The 17,618-nt window shown below is 56.5% G+C and carries 11 protein-coding genes and 1 pseudogene; 2 read left to right on the top strand and 10 right to left on the bottom strand.

The window, feature by feature from the left end; genetic code table 11:
• Positions 1-90: 90 nt before the first annotated feature.
• Positions 91-2,238 (top strand): phosphocholine-specific phospholipase C, encoded by a 2,148-nt coding sequence (locus ACUTSW_RS18165; protein WP_445585013.1) that lies wholly within the window; start codon positions 91-93, stop codon positions 2,236-2,238.
• A gap of 84 nt (positions 2,239-2,322) precedes the next feature.
• Here the strand turns inward: ACUTSW_RS18165 and ACUTSW_RS18160 are convergent, their stop codons facing one another.
• From ACUTSW_RS18160 to ACUTSW_RS18140, 5 genes are all read right to left on the bottom strand, one after another.
• A complete protein-coding gene (locus ACUTSW_RS18160) occupies positions 2,323-2,898 on the bottom strand; it encodes an Ail/Lom family outer membrane beta-barrel protein (RefSeq protein ID WP_062868714.1) in 576 nt (191 codons plus the stop codon).
• A gap of 183 nt (positions 2,899-3,081) precedes the next feature.
• A complete protein-coding gene (locus ACUTSW_RS18155; protein ID WP_434461488.1) occupies positions 3,082-3,525 on the bottom strand; it encodes a hypothetical protein in 444 nt (147 codons plus the stop codon).
• 236 nt (positions 3,526-3,761) lie between these two features.
• A complete protein-coding gene (locus ACUTSW_RS18150; RefSeq protein ID WP_445585012.1) occupies positions 3,762-4,013 on the bottom strand; it encodes a hypothetical protein in 252 nt (83 codons plus the stop codon).
• 133 nt (positions 4,014-4,146) lie between these two features.
• A complete protein-coding gene (locus ACUTSW_RS18145; protein WP_445585011.1) occupies positions 4,147-4,806 on the bottom strand; it encodes a VENN motif pre-toxin domain-containing protein in 660 nt (219 codons plus the stop codon).
• Entirely contained in the window at positions 4,776-4,967 is a 192-nt protein-coding gene (locus tag ACUTSW_RS18140) for a hypothetical protein (protein ID WP_445585064.1), read from the bottom strand. The genes ACUTSW_RS18145 and ACUTSW_RS18140 overlap by 31 nt, the downstream gene beginning before the upstream one ends.
• A gap of 85 nt (positions 4,968-5,052) precedes the next feature.
• On the opposite strand from ACUTSW_RS18140, the pseudogene ACUTSW_RS18135 reads away from it, so the two are divergent.
• A pseudogene (locus ACUTSW_RS18135) lies at positions 5,053-5,474 on the top strand (hypothetical protein).
• Positions 5,475-5,509: 35 nt separating this feature from the next.
• Here ACUTSW_RS18135 and ACUTSW_RS18130 read toward each other — a convergent pair.
• The 5 genes from ACUTSW_RS18130 to ACUTSW_RS18110 all read right to left on the bottom strand — a co-directional run bounded on the left by ACUTSW_RS18130 (position 5,510) and on the right by ACUTSW_RS18110 (position 17,618).
• Positions 5,510-5,842 carry a hypothetical protein gene (locus tag ACUTSW_RS18130; protein ID WP_445585010.1) on the bottom strand — a complete coding sequence of 111 codons (333 nt, stop codon included), beginning with the start codon at positions 5,840-5,842 and terminating at the stop codon, positions 5,510-5,512.
• Positions 5,839-6,045, bottom strand: a complete 207-nt coding sequence (locus ACUTSW_RS18125; protein ID WP_445585009.1) for a DNA/RNA non-specific endonuclease — start codon at positions 6,043-6,045, stop codon at positions 5,839-5,841. Before ACUTSW_RS18125 ends, ACUTSW_RS18130 begins: the two co-directional genes overlap by 4 nt.
• Before the next feature lie 166 nt (positions 6,046-6,211).
• On the bottom strand, positions 6,212-6,658 hold the full coding sequence (locus ACUTSW_RS18120) for a hypothetical protein (RefSeq protein WP_445585008.1): 447 nt from the start codon (positions 6,656-6,658) through the stop codon (positions 6,212-6,214).
• Between the two features lie 653 nt (positions 6,659-7,311).
• Positions 7,312-7,656 carry a hypothetical protein gene (locus ACUTSW_RS18115; RefSeq protein ID WP_434461495.1) on the bottom strand — a complete coding sequence of 115 codons (345 nt, stop codon included), beginning with the start codon at positions 7,654-7,656 and terminating at the stop codon, positions 7,312-7,314.
• A gap of 5 nt (positions 7,657-7,661) precedes the next feature.
• Complete coding sequence (locus tag ACUTSW_RS18110; RefSeq protein ID WP_445585007.1) at positions 7,662-17,618, bottom strand: hemagglutinin repeat-containing protein; 9,957 nt, start codon at positions 17,616-17,618, stop codon at positions 7,662-7,664.

Genomic DNA, 17,618 nt, shown 5'->3' with positions numbered 1-17,618 from the left:
ATTTCCCCCATTCATCTCCTTGTTATTTTTGGCCATTACCGTCGTTAACAACTATCTTCAAACCACACCGCTAATGGGAGTTAACGACGCATGCCCCATTTTTCACGCAGACAGTTACTGCAGGCTGCCGCCATCGGATCGGCATTTTCACTGCTGCCCGCATCGATTCGCAAGGCGTTGGCCATACCGGCCAATAACCGCACCGGCACGATAAAGGATGTCGAGCATGTGGTGATCCTGATGCAGGAAAACCGTGCCTTCGACCACTACTTCGGCACCCTGCCCGGCGTGCGCGGCTTTAGCGATCGCATCACCATTCCTCTGCCGGAAGGCCGCCACGTCTGGCAACAGCAGGGCGCCGAGCGGCTGGTGTTGCCTTACCATCTGGACAGCAAACGCGGCAACGCCCAGCGCGTCGAGGGCACGCCGCATTCCTGGGTGGATGAGCAGTCGGCCTGGGACCATGGCCGGATGAATGCCTGGCCCACTTATAAAACGCCGACCTCGATGGGCTATTACCGCCGTCACGAACTGCCGTTCCAATTTGCCCTGGCGGAAACCTTTACCCTGTGCGATGCCTATCATTGCTCAATCCACGCCGGCACCAACACCAACCGCCTGTTCCACTGGACCGGCACCAACGGCCCGTCGGCGGCCAACGTCGCCGTGGTGGTTAACGAGTGGGATAGCCCCGGCCCGGTCGGCGTCGGCTACGACTGGAAAACCTATCCGGAACGGCTGGAGGAGAGCGGCGTCAGCTGGAAGGTTTACCAATTCCTGCCGGATAACTTCACCGATAACCCGCTGGCGGGCTTTCGCCAGTACCGCGCCGCCAGCGTTAAAGTGGGCAACCCGGCGCAACCGCCGAAAGACTTCACCGCCTTTGTGCCCTACCGCGACGAGTTGAACGACAGCGCGCCGTTGTACAAAGGCAACGGCAATACCCTGCCGGCCGCCGACGGTAACGATCTGGAAGCGATGCTGGCCGGTTTTCGCGCCGACGTGCAGCAAGGCAAACTGCCGCAGGTGAGCTGGATAATCGCCCCGGCGGCCTACTCGGAGCACCCCGGGCCTTCCAGCCCGGTGCAGGGTGGCTGGTTTACCCAGGAGATCCTGAATGCGCTGACCGACAACCCCGAGGTATGGAGCAAAACCGTGTTGCTGGTAAATTACGACGAAAACGACGGTTTCTTCGATCACATGCCTTCCCCTTCGGCGCCTTCGCTGCGGGAAGACGGCAGCTTCGCCGGCAAATCTACGGTGCCGTTCGACACCGAGATATTCCAGCATGTCGCTCCGCCCGGCTCGCAGGAGCAACCGCCGCCGGATGGCCGCATCTATGGCCCCGGGCCACGCGTGCCGATGCTGATCCTGTCGCCCTGGAGCCGCGGCGGCTGGGTCAATTCGCAGGTATTCGACCACACCTCGGTACTGCAATTTCTGGAAAAACGTTTTCAGGTGCATGAACCTAACATCAGCGCCTGGCGCCGCGCGGTATGCGGCGATCTCACCTCGGCATTCAACTTTGTCGATCCCAACGGGGAAACCTTGCCCAAGCTGCCGACCACCACCCGTCACGCCGCCGACCGCCTGCGCATGCACCAGGAACGACTGCCGCAGGTGCCGTTGCCGCCGCCAGGCAGCCAGCAGTTACCGCATCAGCAGCGGCTGGCGCGCCCTTCCCGGGCGCTGCCTTATCAGTTGCATGTCGAAGCCGGCGCCTATCCCGAACAAAAACGGCTGACGCTCAATCTGTTGAATACCGGTGAGCAGGGTGCGGTGTTTCACGTTTACGATCAGCGGCATCTGGACCAGATCCCGCGTCGTTACACCGTCGAGGCCGGCAAAGCTGTCAGCGATGACTGGCAAACAGCGGACGAATACCACCTCTGGCTGCTGGGGCCCAACGGTTTCCACCGTGAGCTACGCGGCACCTTGCAACGGCCGCAGCCGGAAGTGCGTTTGGTTCCACATGACGGCAGCCTGGAACTGGCGCTCAATAACCCCGGCGACCAGGCAGTAACCGTCACTATCGCCCGCTGCCCTTATACGCAAAACGGCCCGTGGCGCATTGAACTGCCGGCGGGCGAAAACCATCGGCAGGCCTTCGATACCCTGTCCAGCGGCGGCTGGTACGATCTGGTGCTAGAGAGCGCACACGGCTGGCAGCGGCGGCTGGCAGGCCGCCTGGAAACCGGCCGGGATAGCGTCAGCGATCCGCTGATGGGCAAAGCCTGAGATATTTGTAGCGAGCGGTTTATCGAAAAATGGGGGTAAAAGTTGTCGGCCCCCGCAATGGGGAGGCCGACAGCGCTCAACTCATCAGAAACGATAGCCAACGCCGATATTGAAGCCGTTGATCGAGAAGTTCCGGCCATTGACATCCAGTCTGGAGCCTTCGTAGCCGACATCAAACGCCAGATTCTCCATTGGGTTTACCTGGAAACCGACGCCATACATAAAGGACGTTTTCTTCTGGCTGCCTCTCTCTTCGCCCATATACTCGTAAGTGTTGTAGGCGTAGTTATTCCAGGATGACGTGTAATCGACCTTATTATAATTCAAACCCAAAAGACCATAGACGCTGATATATTGGTTAATACGGTACGCCGGGCCAACCGACAAGGAATAATATTTGACTTCCGCATGGTTATCGATCCTGTCGCGATATATATAGTAAGATTCGCTCTTATCGCCGCTCATATAAGTAAAGGAGCTGATCACGCTGATCGGTGAATCCCACTCGTAACGGTATTTTAGGTTAACGCCGTTGATATTTTTGAAATTCTGCACCTTGCTTTGCGCATAACCGGCAGTGAGGGTGCTTTGCCCGGCATGGGCCGCAGCGCTGAGGCCCAGAGTGGAAATAACCATGCTGGCGATAACTAACGTCTTCATCGAATCATCCTTAATAGTAAGTAGAACAAATACAGTGCCAACTCATATGAACCCATGAGTTATTTATGACATGAATATTTTATTGGAATTTATAAACCCAATAGCTAGTAAACAAGAATAAATAATAACTGACATGAGATAAAAATAAATAAGTCGAACTCGTAAGTTGCGAACCAGCACGCATTAATAGTAATTCCTGCCGCCCAGTAACCCGGTCTTGTAATGGCACTCTTTATCTTCTTTTCCCCAAGACCTTGTCGCATGGTTACCCGCTGTCAAATCAATAATGCTTACATACGCATTGACTGGGTAAATATCATAGTCGTGGCCGACCTCAGGGATGAAACTGGAGGAACGGGTGGCGATAATTTGATTGTATTGCGATCTAAACGTCTCTTCTTTATAGGTGATGCTGACATGTTGATTCGCTTTGATTTTATACTCTATCGCATCCATGCCCTGCATTTCAGGCGACGGCGGCAACATACCCGGTAATTTTTTATTGTAGGTAGACTTTATACCGATAACGTTAACCCCGGCGGTTAACGTCCTGGCATCGGCAAGTTTGTAACACTCTCCTGATTTTTCATAAACCTCCAGCGTTAACGGCGGCAGGTAGTTTTTCACTCTGATCCTGGCGGAATCTGTACCCGTATAATCTCCCATAGATTTTGTTAAGCTCACTGAACAGCCTGAGACAGCGCCGAAGGAGAGGGTAACAGCCAGTATTTTTATCAATCGCTTTACAAGCATAATTAATCTCAATATTTAAACTAAAAATGTATTTTAAGTTGGGCTGAATAAAATCACTATTCAAAAAACGGCATTCAGCCCGATTAAAAATTAACACAACACCTTAATAATTATACCTTTTTGTCTTTACGCGACCGATACCAATCTAAAAGCTTAAATAAAATAGCCGCCAACGATATTGTACTTCCTCCGACAAAGCCGAAAAACACAGCTCTTAAGACCTGATCAAAAGGAAATTTAAACTCCCCACTAGTGAAAAACGACACCGTTGAAATAACAGCACCAATTAATAGCAAGAAGGCAATGCAAAATACCCAACTATAGATAAATAGCTTGATGTATTTAATAAGCGACCCCATCATTTTTTACTCCCCTTTTCATCAACAGGCTTTGAAACATCCTTTATAAAGCCGCTAGTAAACTCGGACGACATACCGCCGATGAAATCATACACATACCCAGGAACCTTATCGTCCCCAAGGATCTTAGTAACGCCTACAGGCGCATACTTACCAAATCCACCCCCGGCAAGCGCACCGCCTGCAGCAGCACCAACCGACACAGGATCAGCTCCATCAGTAACATTGCAATACCGATATTGGCTGGGATACCTCTTCCCGGAGCCAACCCCCCCGTTACTGCCGCCGCTGTAGTGCCCCAATAATCATAAGTTTTGTTTTCATTTCCCGGTTGATTCATGTCGTACCATTGATATGCTGCATTCGCTCCGCCGCTCAATATAGAGCTGACCGCTACCTTACCTATGGATGCCGCAGGCCCCATATAAATAGCTCCCGCTATCAGCACACCATCTTTGTAGCCATTAACAATCACTTTAGTGATATTCGCACCTTCAGGTAAATCTCCTTTCGCATACTTATTCAACGCAGAACTGATTTCTGCCGAGCTTTTACCGTCTTTCACCATTTGTTCTGCCAAAGTAGAGGCGCCCTGACCGTAGCTCATCATCCCTGGCGGCAAGCTAAACTGGTCATTGTTCTCGGAGGTATTCTTACCCGATTGCCCGCCAGCCACCGCTCCCGCCGTATCACCGCTGGCCAGACCGCCGGCCAAACCACCTGCAAGCGTAGCCAATGCAGAAACCGTCTGGCGCTGCTCTTCACTCATTTTGCTGAAGTCGCTGGTGCCGAACATGGCCTCGGCAATCGCTTTGGTTCCCAATGCCGCTGTCGCAGCACCCGCAGCTCCTGCACGCTGTCGTAGTTGCTGTGCATTTTGTCTTTGCTCAGGCTGATGCTGCCGGAGCCGATGCCCACACCCAACGTGCCGCCCTGGCTCTCGTTCTTGCCGTCCATTTACCACCGGCCAGAGGATCGAGGTGATCACAGAACCGGGACGGTTGATCATCCGCATCGTACCCACCACGGAAGGAACCGCCCTATGAACATTACCTTTACCCCAGAACCTATCCCGGAACTGACAGTCTCTGGCGTTGAGCTGGCCGAGCTGGGTTTTGGACTCGGTGAACCGTTGCAGCTCACGCTGTGGCCGGACGGGCTGTGGATCACTACCGTTACCGACGATGCTATCTGGGAAGCACTGTGTGACAAATCTGCCTGGAGCAGATTTGAACGCTGCTTGCAGCGGCCCCGACAGGGGCGAGGCTCATGGATGAGCCGAGTATACCCAGCCAGCACCGCACGGATCTGGGGGCGGACTGGGTCAGGCAGAACGGCGAGCTGGTTATTGGTGGCGACTGGCTCACCGAGTCCGGTATCACCGATGCGGCACAACTGGAAGTCACCGCCGCTGCCGGTGTGATCCGGTTGCAGCGGCGGGAAGAGGGAGGTTTTAGGGCGTAGATGTGAAGATCCCGACGCAAGGCCGGGATCTTTTGTTAATCATCGTATTGCACTTTTATATTTATTTTTTCTTCGGGAACATCCACCGTTATTTCACACTTTGACCAGGCTGGCATCCCATTAGTCAGGTTATTGTCTATAAAAAAATTTTTTAACTCAATTAAAGCATCCGTTAAATCGGCTATAGCTCTACCATCTGGATCGAACCAGCCTAGATCTCCGTTTTCATCCAGATAGTCGAACTCATATTTACTCCCATCATTCTCAGGGAATACTTCAGCTCTGACGATCAGCTTTCTAGCATTATCTGGCCCACAACTAAACAATATTTTTCCTATTTTTTGATATATCTCCTGATGTTGCATCATTTACCTCCAGGAGTATTTTTAAAGTCAATATTCACAGGCCTACCATTGTCTATCGAATACTTAACGATAAACCTATCTGGTCGAGTACTATCTCCCGAGTATATCGGCTGGATATTCACGTCGACTTTTTTACCATCTTTCAAAGCATTAGCCCAAGTGTTCTCCATCTGTTTCCAGACGCCCTTATTCAGATTACCGTCCATCGGAACAAGATTGAGCTTCTCACCAGGGCCATTGAAAATACTGGCAATTAAGTACCCCCATCATCACCTGGAGATCACCGCCGCACTTGGAGTGATCCAGTTACGACGGCGAGAAGCGGGATTTTTTGGCTTAACAACAAGTACCTTGGCCTAAGCTGGTGCTTGATTACTCTTGTGCCATTAAAGATATTTTACTTAATGCACCACTTTGGTTGAACTCAAGGTGTAGCGCATATTCATTTTCATCGTACTTGATCCATCTATTCATGTAGCCTAAGAGCATATCGGCCTTCTCCCCCCCCCCGCTTGATGAAGGCGGGCCTAAAACATCAATGATTTCGTTCTCACTTCTGTCCGATGCTGATTTTACAGGCAACTCCCCATTATACTTAGAGAAATTCTCACTTGGTTCTATGAAAAAACTAATTTGATCTATTTTTTCATTTTCCAGTAAGAATAACACTCCTGAATGAATAAAAGAGTAGTAATGCCTAATACCTAACATATCAGGCTCAACTATCGGCAGTTCATTCATGACCTGAGGCAATGAGATAAAGCTTCGGTCAAGCTGAGAACAACCAAGAATTTTTATAAATTCATTCCAACCTAGCATTATTTAATCACCCTCGATTGACGATTACGCTCAATGATCTGATTTATAGCGTCATCAACTAGTTTTGGATCGTAGCCTCGTTCTAACAAGTTGCCTCTTAAAGAGGCTGTATCTCGGCACACCGCCCCACAAAGATCTATCGCATCTTGCTGAACCTGCGCTGGGGTATTTTTACCTTTATAGGTTAGGCCAGCAGCATGAACGTCTTTATATAACCATGAGGAACCCAATATGGCACTAAATGGCTTCACAACTATGCAACACATTCAGCGCGTAGCCTGATCCTACTTATCACCACCGTTAAAATGGGGGGATTATCAGATCTGGTGATCAGAACTAAGCTGAACCTAAAAAGGCAAAACCCGATTCAGGTGAAAAAAAGTCGGGATTATTGTTTTTAGCCGGTATAGCGGAACTCGATACCTAACTTCATGCGTCCCACATCTAATGCCAATTCACCACCGTAACATGCTGACCGACCATTGGTCAGCTTGTTCTCAATGTAGTAGGTACGGAGTTCGACTAACAGTTCTGTCAGATCTCTCATCGCTCCCCCTTCAGGGAACGACTCAGCTCTAGCCATGATCTTCTTCGCATCTTCCGGCCCTGCATTTATCAGGAGTTGACCAGTTTTCTGATAGTTCTCTTGCTTATTACTCGCAATCCTTCCCCTGATTATATCTTGGATCCAACACAACTAATGGTTCAGCCTCTTCCTCCCAGACTTTCTTCTCTCGTAATTGCCATTCCGTCGGTGTATCCCAAGAGGAAATGCACTGACGAATTGCTCTAATTACCATATTAAACTCATGGTTATCTAGCTCGACAAAATGGATTTGGTCAAGCGGAAGCATTTCCATTATTTTCTCATGGAGTTTGGGATGTTTTTTTTCCAATGCATCATCAATAAGTAACTCCAATGCATCCGAAGCGCCACGATTCAATGTCACATGTAAACTTTTATCCGTAGTGTAACCGAAGAAAACTGTAGACCCCATAATACTTACCTCATAATAATAATTTTTGATTGCTGCGACTCAGGTAGTTTTTTTACAAAGTCTAAGAACACTTTTTGATTACCCGGTGTCAGCACACTAAAGTCCACAGGAACAATATCTGCCTTACCTAAATGGTCAAGAATTTGTTGTTGCCCTGCTGGAATTTTCCCCTCAATTGGAGAAGTGGTCATATTTTTCTCATAGAACTTATTTAGACCATCAATTTCTTTCTGCGAAAGGTTTTTCGTCGTATACATCAAATCAACAGTTTTTCCAGCCTGTGGTCCGCTGGTAATAACAAAATCAGCACTTTTCTGCCCGGCTACTGAATCAGGTAAGCGCTCCATTGAGCCTAAAACCGTCTCCATTCTCGCTGCAGCTGCTGCCTCTGCAGGATTAAGTTTACCATTACCCATTGTATCGACCGTATTGAGGCGCTTTTGCCCTTCAATTGGAGTGGCATTGATATTAATCTCATAAATACCATCACTATTTTTTAGCAATGATGCATCTTTCAACACTATCTTATCAACTTTCCCAATAACCTTAGCTGCAACCTTCTCCGTCAGTACCACACCGCCCTTGGCCAGCCCAGCACCACCGGCAGCCAAAGATGCAATATCAGTAAGCAGTTTACCGCCTTCGATACCCGAGTTAAACGAGCCACTCGCACCTGCTTTTTGATACTCAGCTTCCATCTTGTCGATGCGCTCAATATACGACTGTTTTACCGCATCAGACACATTACCGAGTACATCTCCACTGTTGAAAAGCTGTTTCAAAGCATCATAGGTTTCTACTGGGCTTAAGCCCATTTTCACAATGCCTTCTACCGTTTCGTACAGTGAAACAGGCACCCCTGCAACCATCCCCGCCGCAAAGCTACCATCTTGGCCCGCATCTATCGCAGCCCATTTAGCCTGAGTACCCGCTTTACAGACCAGCGTGCCACACTCCGCCAACTCTTTATCTTTTTGAATTTTTTGGGCATCACTCAGATAATTGTTCTCAACCGCGTTCTTGCCGCTTTGCGCCCCCGCGACCGCATCCCCGGTGCCATCACCCACCAGCCCGCCTGCCAGTCCTGCCGCCAGCGTCCCCAGCGCGCTAAGCGTCTGTTTTTGGTCTTCCGTCAGGTTTTCAGGTTTCACATCCGGATAAAGCTCGCCCGCAATGTAGCGCGCCATCAGTTCTCCGCTGGCCGCTCCGGCGGCTCCCGCCAGGGCGCTGTTACCGCTGGCTTTGGCCGCTACCGCCCCCCACACCGCATGTGCCATCGCGTTCGCGGCAACGTTGGTGCTGCCATCCGCGTTGGTCGTCATCGCCTTGATGACCCCGGCCGCATAAGGGCTCAGCCCCCCGGCCATCGCCTGCGCAAGATTGTTGCCCGCCAGCCCCTGAATCGCCGCCGTGGCCGCCTGCATGCCCTGCTGGACGCTGCTGCCGGTGCCCCACTGCTTCTGTGTCGCTTTGTAGCTGTCTGTCGCGTGCAGCTTCTCGTTGTAGGCTTTCCACTGCTCTTTCGTTGCATCCTTACCCGGCTCTTTGATCCCGTTTTTCTCAAGCTCTGCCTTGCCTGCATTGATGGAGCGGATATCCCCCTCGGTCCGCGCAATGTCCATCGCCTGATTGCCGATCTCGCCGATCAGCTGCGCCTGTTGCAGCCGTTTCTGCTCTTTCTCCTTGTCGAAGATCGGGCTTAACGTCTGGTTGGCGTGCTCGACGTCGCGGCTCAGATCGCTGACGTTCTGCGTCTGTTTGTCCTGATCGCGGATGACGATAGTGCCGTCGCTCACCGCAGCGTGGGTGGTGGAGCTGTCGTGCCCGCTGTTGTTGGCCCCCACCAGAAGGCCGTTGGCCATATTGCCGGCGAACTGGCTGCCGATGCTGCCGCCGGAGCTGATGCCCACGCTCTGGTGCTCTACCTCGAAGTCCGCCTGATTGTGGATGTCCTTAAAGCCCAGCGTGCCGGTGTCGAGCTTGTTTTTATCCGCCGTGGCGGTGCTGCCTATCACCGCGCCGTTAAGCTGGGTGTGTTCGCCCACCGTCACGTCAAAACCGCCCTTGCCGGCAAAGATGCCCGTCTGCTCCTGCACGCTGTCGTAGTTGCTGTGCATTTTGTCTTTGCTCAGGCTGATGCTGCCCGAGCCGGTCATGGAGCCAAAGGTAAAGCTGCCGCCCGCGCTGGCGTTCTGCTGTTTGGAATCGTAACGGTCGCTGTCCTGCTGACTCTCCAGCAGCAGGTTGCGGCCCACGTCGGCTTTCACCGACTCGCCGGTGACCTGCGCGCCGATCAGATTGGTGTCGCGCCCGCTGGTGATGTTGACCTGATTACCGGCATTGACCGTGGTTTCGGTGTAACTGGTGCCGTTGCCTTTCTCGTTGCCCTTGCCTTTGTTGACGCTGGCCGAAATGCTCAGCCCGATGCCGCCGGAGCCGACGCCGATGCCCACGCCCAGCGTGCCGCCCTGGCTTTCGTTCTTGCCGTCCAGATACTGGGTATTTTTGGCAGAAAGCAGGTTCACGTCGCGGTTGGCGTTCAGGGTGACGTCCTTGCCCGCCTGCAACTGGCTGCCCTGCACCAGAATGTCGCCGTCCTGGCCCTTCACGCCGTTGCCGCCGGCGGTGATGCTCAGGTTGTTGCCCGCCGTCAGGCTGCTGCCCTGGGCGGTGCTCTGCCCGCTGTTCTGGGTCGAGGTGGAAGACTGGGTGCCGTAGGAAATGCTGATCCCCACCATGTTGTCATTGGCCGGATCGCTGCCCTGTGCCTGCGCCAACCGAGCCGCCTGTACCGCCTGCACGCCGCTCAGCGCCGCTTTGGTACCCTGCAAGGCCGCCAGACGGCTGTCGTCGGTGGATTTTGCCTGTTGCGAGGTTTCCACGGCGGTGTTCAGCGCGCTGCCGACGGTGCCGGAAAGCGCCAGCGTCAGCCCGGATTTTTTCTGCTCGACCTTGTGGGTCTGGCTGTTTTCATCCTGCGCCTGTGTCACCGCCACATTCTTGCCGCTCAGCGCCATGTCCTTGCCGGCCACCAGCTCGGAGCCGGTCACCGCCAGATTGTTGCCCGCACCCAGCGTGACGTTGCCGTTCACGCTGCCGACGGTGCTGCCCTGGTTGGTCACCCCCTGCGCGGTGTCGGTGGTTTTCAGGCTTTCGGTGCCGTAGCTGATGCCGATGCCGCCGCTGCTCATCAGGCCGGATTTTTTCTCCTGCTTGAGGTGCAACTCGCTGTTGCGCTCGGTGGCGCCGGTGACGGTCAGATCATGGCCCGCCAGCAGCTTCACGTCCTGGGTGCCGGCCACGCTGCTGCCCTGCACGCGCAGATCGTTGCCCGCCAGCACCTTGATGCTGTCGCCGCTCAGGGTGCTGCTCTGCAGGGTCTGGCGATCCAGGGTGTCGCGGGTGGTGGTGGTGGTTTTCGACATCAGGCCGTTGCCGCCGGTCACCTTGTGGCGCTCGTCCAGATCCTGGGTGTTTTCGCCGTTGAGGATGTTGACGTCATGGCCGGCATTCAGGTTCAGCGCCTCGCCGGCGGAAATCGTCGCCGCATGAGCAGTGATATCGTTGCCCGCATTGAGGGTCACCGCGCCTTTGCCGACCACTTCGCTGCCCACCTGTTGGCTGTTGCCCTGTTTCAGGCTGTTGTCGCCGTTCCAGATCAGGTTGTCGCGGCTGGCGGTGGTCACCGCGTTCAGGTTGAGATCGCGCCCGGCGCTCAGCAGCGTTTGGCCGTTCTCACCGCTGTTGACCACCTGCGCCGCATCCAGTTTGATGTCGCGCCCGGCTTGCAGCATCAGTTTGCCGTCGGCGCCCTGCACGTACATGCCCGCCACACTGTCGATGTTGGTGCGCTCGAAACTGTTGGCGCCGTTCACGCTTTGCGCCGAACGGGTGGTGCTGATGGCATTGATGTCGCGCCCGGCGCTGGCCAGCAGCGAGTTGTTGCCCTGGATCACGCCGCCGATATTGTTGATATCGGTGCGGGCGGTCAGGCCAACGTCGGCCCCCTGAATGCTGCCCGCCATATTGGTGATGTTGGCAGCGCTCAGTTTCACCACTTCGCGCCCGGCGATATGGCCGCTGTTAAACAGGCCGTCGCCGAGGTTGAGGTTAAGGTTGCGCCCGGCGATCAGCGCGCCGGAGCCGTCCAGATCGCCCGGTTGCATGCGGGCATACACCTGCGGCACCAGTACATTTTGCTGGCTGCCGTCCGGCAGCGTGACCTTGGCGTTCACCAGCCAGACGATGTCTTTGGTCAACAGCCCCATTTGTTCCGGCGTCAGCGCCACGCCGACCTTGAGGTTATATTGCCGGCTGAAGGCCAGCCCCTGATCCATCAGCGCCTTGAACTGCTCTTCGTCGTTGTTGTACCCGTCCAGATAGCGCTGGCCGGTCAGATTGATCACCTGTTCGCGGATCAACCGCTGCTCGTAGTAGCCATCCCCCAGACGTTTCAGCACGTTGTCCTGGTTGTTGGTGGCTTTCGCGATCATGTAATCCGAGCCCAGCCAGGATTTTTGGTTGGTGAAGCGCGGATCGGTTTCCACCAGATACTGGCCGCCCGGCGCCGGATTGGTCTTGAACAGGCTGTTGTCCGGCAGGCGGGTGTCCGGCCCGACGATGCGCACCACGCTGTTCGCCGCGTCGCCCTGCTGGGCGTTCACTTTGTTGGCCACTTCAAACTGCTGGCCCGGTTGCAGGGCCGCCGCCTGAATCACCGGCAGTTCGCCGCCGCCGATGGTCTGCATCCCGGCAGAAATATCGCTGCCGGTGACCCCCGCATTCACCCCGCCGGCCTGGCCGATGGTAGCGTCTGTGCCTTGCGGCGTCAGCGGTGCAATGGCGACCGGGTTACCCGCCACCTGCCCGTGGTCGATCAGTTGGCTCGGTTTCAGCGCGATGGTCTGGATGGTGGTCGGCGGCGTGTAGGCCGTGGTGTTATGCCCCTGTTTGTCAGTGCCTTTTTTCTTGATGCGGTAGTAGCTGGTCACTTCCCCGACGTCGGTGGTCAGCCGCTGGCCCGCCACCGCCACGTTATCCACGCTACCGGCGTTAATCGCCAGCGTGCCGCCGGCCACCACCTGGCTCTTATCGTTCAGCAAATGCCCTGCGTTGATCGCCATATCGCCACCGGCGATGATTTTGGCCGGATCGCTTTCCTTAATCTGGGTTTCCTGCACCGTCCGGTTATAGTCGTACTGATTAAATCTGTCGTTGCCGTGCCCGGTTTTACCTGGGGTGTTCAGGTTCAGCAGCGAGTCTGACGAATTGCGGTCAACGAAGACGCCTTGTTCTCCCGCCTTCCAGCGCACCGGATCGCCGGACTGCTGATACTCGGTGACTTTTTCGTTGGAAACGGTGACCAACTCGGTACTGAAACGATCGTTGATGTTGTTGATCAGCGCGGCGGACAGCGCCATGCTGCCCGCGGACTCAATGGTCGAACTGTGGTTGTTAAGGGTGCCTGCCTGGCCGCTTGCCAGATGGTTGGCGTCAAGCTGGCCGCCAATCGCCATATCGCCACCGCTGTAAATCAACCCGTGATCGTAGTTGTTCAGCGTCTGGGTGCCGATATCCACCCGCTCGCGCCCGGCCAGCGTAGCGGCGGTGCCGTTTTCCGCCAGATTGTTGAAGGTCGCGGTCTGCACGCCGATGGCGTCGCCATAAATACGGCCGGTGCCGATGTTGTTCAGCGTGTTGGCCGTCAGCAGGGTGTGCTTGCCGTCGATCAGGCCGTAGTTGGTCAGGGTGCCGTTCACCGTCAACCAATCCTGCCCGGCGTTGATCTCGCCGCCGGCGGCGTTAAACAGGTTATTGGCATGCAGATCCAGCTTCGCACCCGCCAGCAGCTTGCCGCTGTTGGTGACATCGCCCGGCGTGGTGAAGTTGAAATTGCCGTTGGCGATCATCTCGCCGCTGTTATTGATGCCCTGAGCGCTGACCAGATTGATATCGCCCAGCGACAACAGCTGCCCGTCACCGCCGATCGCATTGGCGTTAATCTCCAGCAGCTTGCCGGCTTTGAGCGTGCCGCCGCTGTTCAGCAGGTTGAGCGCCGTGCCCTTCAATTGCAGGGTGTCGGCCGCAGCCAGTTGGCCGCCGCTGTTATCCAGGGTACCGTCGTTGGTGATGGCCAACTGTCGGTCAGCCAAAATGCTGCCGCCACGGTTGCTCAGCGTGCCGGTGTTCAGCGTTACCCTCTGGCCTTCCAGCCCTTTATTGTCCGCCAGCGTGGCGTCGTTGGTGAACTGCAAGGCGTTGAGCGTCACGGTAGCGCCGCTGCGGATCAGCCCCAGGGTGTTATCGATAATCCCCTGCGCGCTGCCCAGCAACAAATTGCCGACCGCCTGAATCTGCCCGTTGCGGTTATCCAGCCCGGTGTTGTTCAGCGTTACCGCCTGCTCGCCGATGATCCGCCCGCCGTTGCTGTTGTCCAGTTTGAGCGCCGCCAGCATGAAATCGCCCTTGGCCCCCAGCGTACCGCCCTGGTTATTGATATCGCCGCCGTTGAGTTGCAGCTTGCCCAGGCTGTGGAGGGTACCGTTTTGGTTATCCAGCTGCTGGCCGCGAGTATCCAGCAGCATGTCGCCGCCAGCCTGCACCAGCCCGCTCTGATTGTTCAGGCCGCCCACGCCGGTGGTGAGCGTCAACGCCTGCTGCGCCACCAGCTTGCCGCCACCGTTCAGCACCGTATCAGCGTCAAGTTGCAGATTTTTGCCGGCAATCACCGCCCCCTGGCCGTTATCGAACAGGCCGGTAGACAGGCTCATCGCGCCCTGGCTGGTAATGCCGCCTTTCTCGCCGCTGTTGGCGTTGGTCAGCCGATCGACCGCCAGATCCAGGCGATCGCCGCTCTGGATCAACCCGCCGTCGTTGTTGTTGAGGTTATTGCCGTGCAGCTCCAGCGCCGTTTGGGCCGCCAGTTGGCCGCCCCGGTTTTCCAGCATGCCGAAGTTGATCTTCGCCGCATCGGCGCTGACCAGCGTCCCCTGATTATTCAGCACAGACCCGCTGTCCAGCTGCAATTTTTTGCCTGCGCCTATCACTCCCAGATTGCTGTTATCCAGCAGTTCTTTGGCGTTCAGCGCCATGTCCTGGCCGGATTTTATCGCCCCGCCCTGGTTATTGATCACCCCGGCGGTCGCCGACAGCTGTTTTTCGGAAGCCAGCGTGCCGTGGCGGTTATCCAGTTGGCTGCCACGCAGTTGCAGGTCGCCCGAGCTGGCGATAAAGCCGTTTTGGTTATCCACCTCACCGCCGGCAATGTTCAGTTTGCCCAGGCTGCTGATGCCGCCATTTTTGCCGCTGTCGCGGTTGGTCAATACCTGGCCGTGGGTATCGATAGTCGCGTCGCCGCCGGCCTGCAACAAGCCGCCGTCGTTGGTCAATGCCAGGCTGTCGATGTTCAACTGCTGCTTGCCAACCAGCGTACCTTTGCTGTTATCCAGCCGGCCGGTGAACAGTTCGGTGGCACCGCCCCCCACCAGCATGCCCTGGCTATTGTCCAGCGCGCCGCTGTGGATCGACAGCGCCCCCTGGCTGAGAATGCCGCCGGTTTCGCCACTCAGGCGGTTGCTCAACGCGGCGCCCTGGGTGTCGAGGCTCATGTCGCCGGCGGATTGCAGCAGGCCGCCGTCATTGGTCAGCGCCCCGCCGTTCAGGCGCAGATCGCCCGCAGCGGCGATAGCGCCCTGTTGGTTGTTCAACGCGCCCTTGGCGAGCGCCAGGGAAATGGCGCCGCCAACCACTTGCCCACCCTGGTTTTCCAGCCCGGTGCCGCTCAGTTGCAGCCCTTGTTTGGCCTCGATACGGCCGCTGCGGTTATCCAGCGCCTGACGGGTCGCCACCTCGCTGTTGCCGGTAGCGGCGGAAACCAGGCCCTTGCGGTTATCCAGTTTATCCGCCTGTAAGCGCGTATTGCCGCTCGCAGCCAGCTGGCCCTGCTGGTTGTCGAGGGTGCCGCCAATCTGCGCATTCAGGTTGCCGTCCTGCGCGGCGATCACTTTGCCGTTTTGGTTGTTCAGCTGTGCGGCGTTCAAGGCCACATTGCCGTTGGCCGCCAGTTGGCCGCCCTGATTGTCGATACCCTTACGGGTGCTGAGGCGCATGTCGCCGTTGCCGCTCTGCACCAGTTGGCCGTTGCGGTTGGACAGGCTGCCGGCATCCATAGCGATCTGCTGTGCCGAGGTAGTGCCGCCATCCAGCACGTAATCGCCGCCCTGCATCGAGAGCTGCCCGTTGGACAACAGCTTGCCGTTATCCCCTTGCAGCCGGCCGGTATTCACCGCCAGCCTGCCCTTGCCGGCATGGATAATCTGCCCGCTCTGGTTGTCGATCGCCCCGGCGTTCAGCGTCAGGTTGTTGCCGTTGCTGGCGATGCGGCCGCCGCCGTTATCCAGTTTGCCCTGCTGATTCAGGGCCAGATCCTCTTCGCCGAGCTGGGCGATCTCGCCCTTGCGGTTAGAGAGATCCTGGGCATTCAGCGCCAGTTTGTCCGCCGTCAGCTTGCCGCCGTCGTTGTTCAGCCGTTTGCCGGTGTCGGCAACCAGTTGCTGCGCCGCCTCAACCTGCGCGTTGGCCGCCGTCAGGTCGCTCTGCCCGGCGTTCAGCGTTACATTGGCGCCGGCGGTGCGGCTGCCGCTGATGTCCATGCCTTGCCCGCTGGCACGCAGGTTACCCGCCGCCAGGTTCTGGCCCTGCGCGGTCAGTTTGCCGCTGGCGGTCAACGCCAGTTCGCCGCTGCCGCCCAGTTTGCCGTCCTGCTGCACGCCTGCCGCCAGGGTGCTGCCTTTGCTGCTGTTCAGGCTGGCGGCCTGAACCTGCACATTGTTGCGCGCGGCGATGGAACCGCTGTTTTGCACCTCGCCCTCGCTGGTGACGGTGGCATTGCCCGCAGCGAACAGCGAACCGCGGTTGCTGATGCCCTGCTTCGAAGCCATCGCCATATCGCCGCCGCCGCTGATCGCGCCGCTGTTTTCGATGCGGCCGTCGGCGGTCACCACCACGCTGCCGGCCTGCGCGCCGATATTACCGGCATTGCGCACCCCGACGCCGGTTTCAGTGCCGATCATGCGGATTTTGCCGGCGTACATGCCGCCCAGCTTGGCCACATCCACCGCCAGTTGCGGGCGGGTGGCCGGATCGTCGCTCTGTTTTTCGATCTGCTGATGTGCCGCATCCACCTTGTTGCGCCCGGTGGTGACTTTCAAATCGTTGGCCCACAGCCCGGCGTTGATCTTCGTCGAACGGGCAATGATCTCGGTGTAATCCTGACGCGAACTGTCCATGCCGGCGCCTTCCACCACCACTTCGCCGCGCTCGACGTTAAACCCGGTCAGATTGCCGTTGTTCATCTGCGCCTGGCCGGTGGTCAGCGTGGCGCGGTTGGCGTTGATAAAGCCGCAGCCATTACAGGTAATGCCGGAAGGGTTGGCGATCACCACCTGTGCGCGCTGGCCGGCGACCTCGATGTACCCGTTCAGGCGGCTGGGATCGCGGGAGTTGACCTCGTTGAGGATCACCTTGGCTTCGCCTTTCGCCAGCCACGGGTTGCCATCGACCCAACCGCCCTGCTGGGTCTGGGTCATTTTGTGCGAGTTGTTGAGGATTGCGCCCTGTTTGTCGACGTCGAACTGGCTGTAGGTGTTGCGGGAAACCCCACCGGCGCTCGGGGTCTGAATATTGACCTGCGGCGTACCGTTGGCGCTGTTGACGATGGTCGGCTGCTGGCCGCCCGGCGCATTGCCGTCAGCGACAATGGCCGCCTGCACCGGCTGGATAGCGCCCAATGCCAATAACAGGCTGAAGCTGACGGCGCTCATCTTGCCGATACACTGGCTCAGGGTATGGCCCAGGCCAGGCGAGCGTGCAGACCCGGCGCGGCCGGAGCGGGCGATATCCGCCACCACCATCAGCATGCCACGCGCTTTGTTGAAAACGATACGGTACAGGTTCTTGTTCAT

It is taken from the genome of Serratia sp. TSA_198.1 (genome assembly GCF_052686505.1).
The sequence above is the reverse complement of the archived record's forward strand: the minus strand, read 5'-3'. Positions and strand labels throughout refer to the sequence as shown.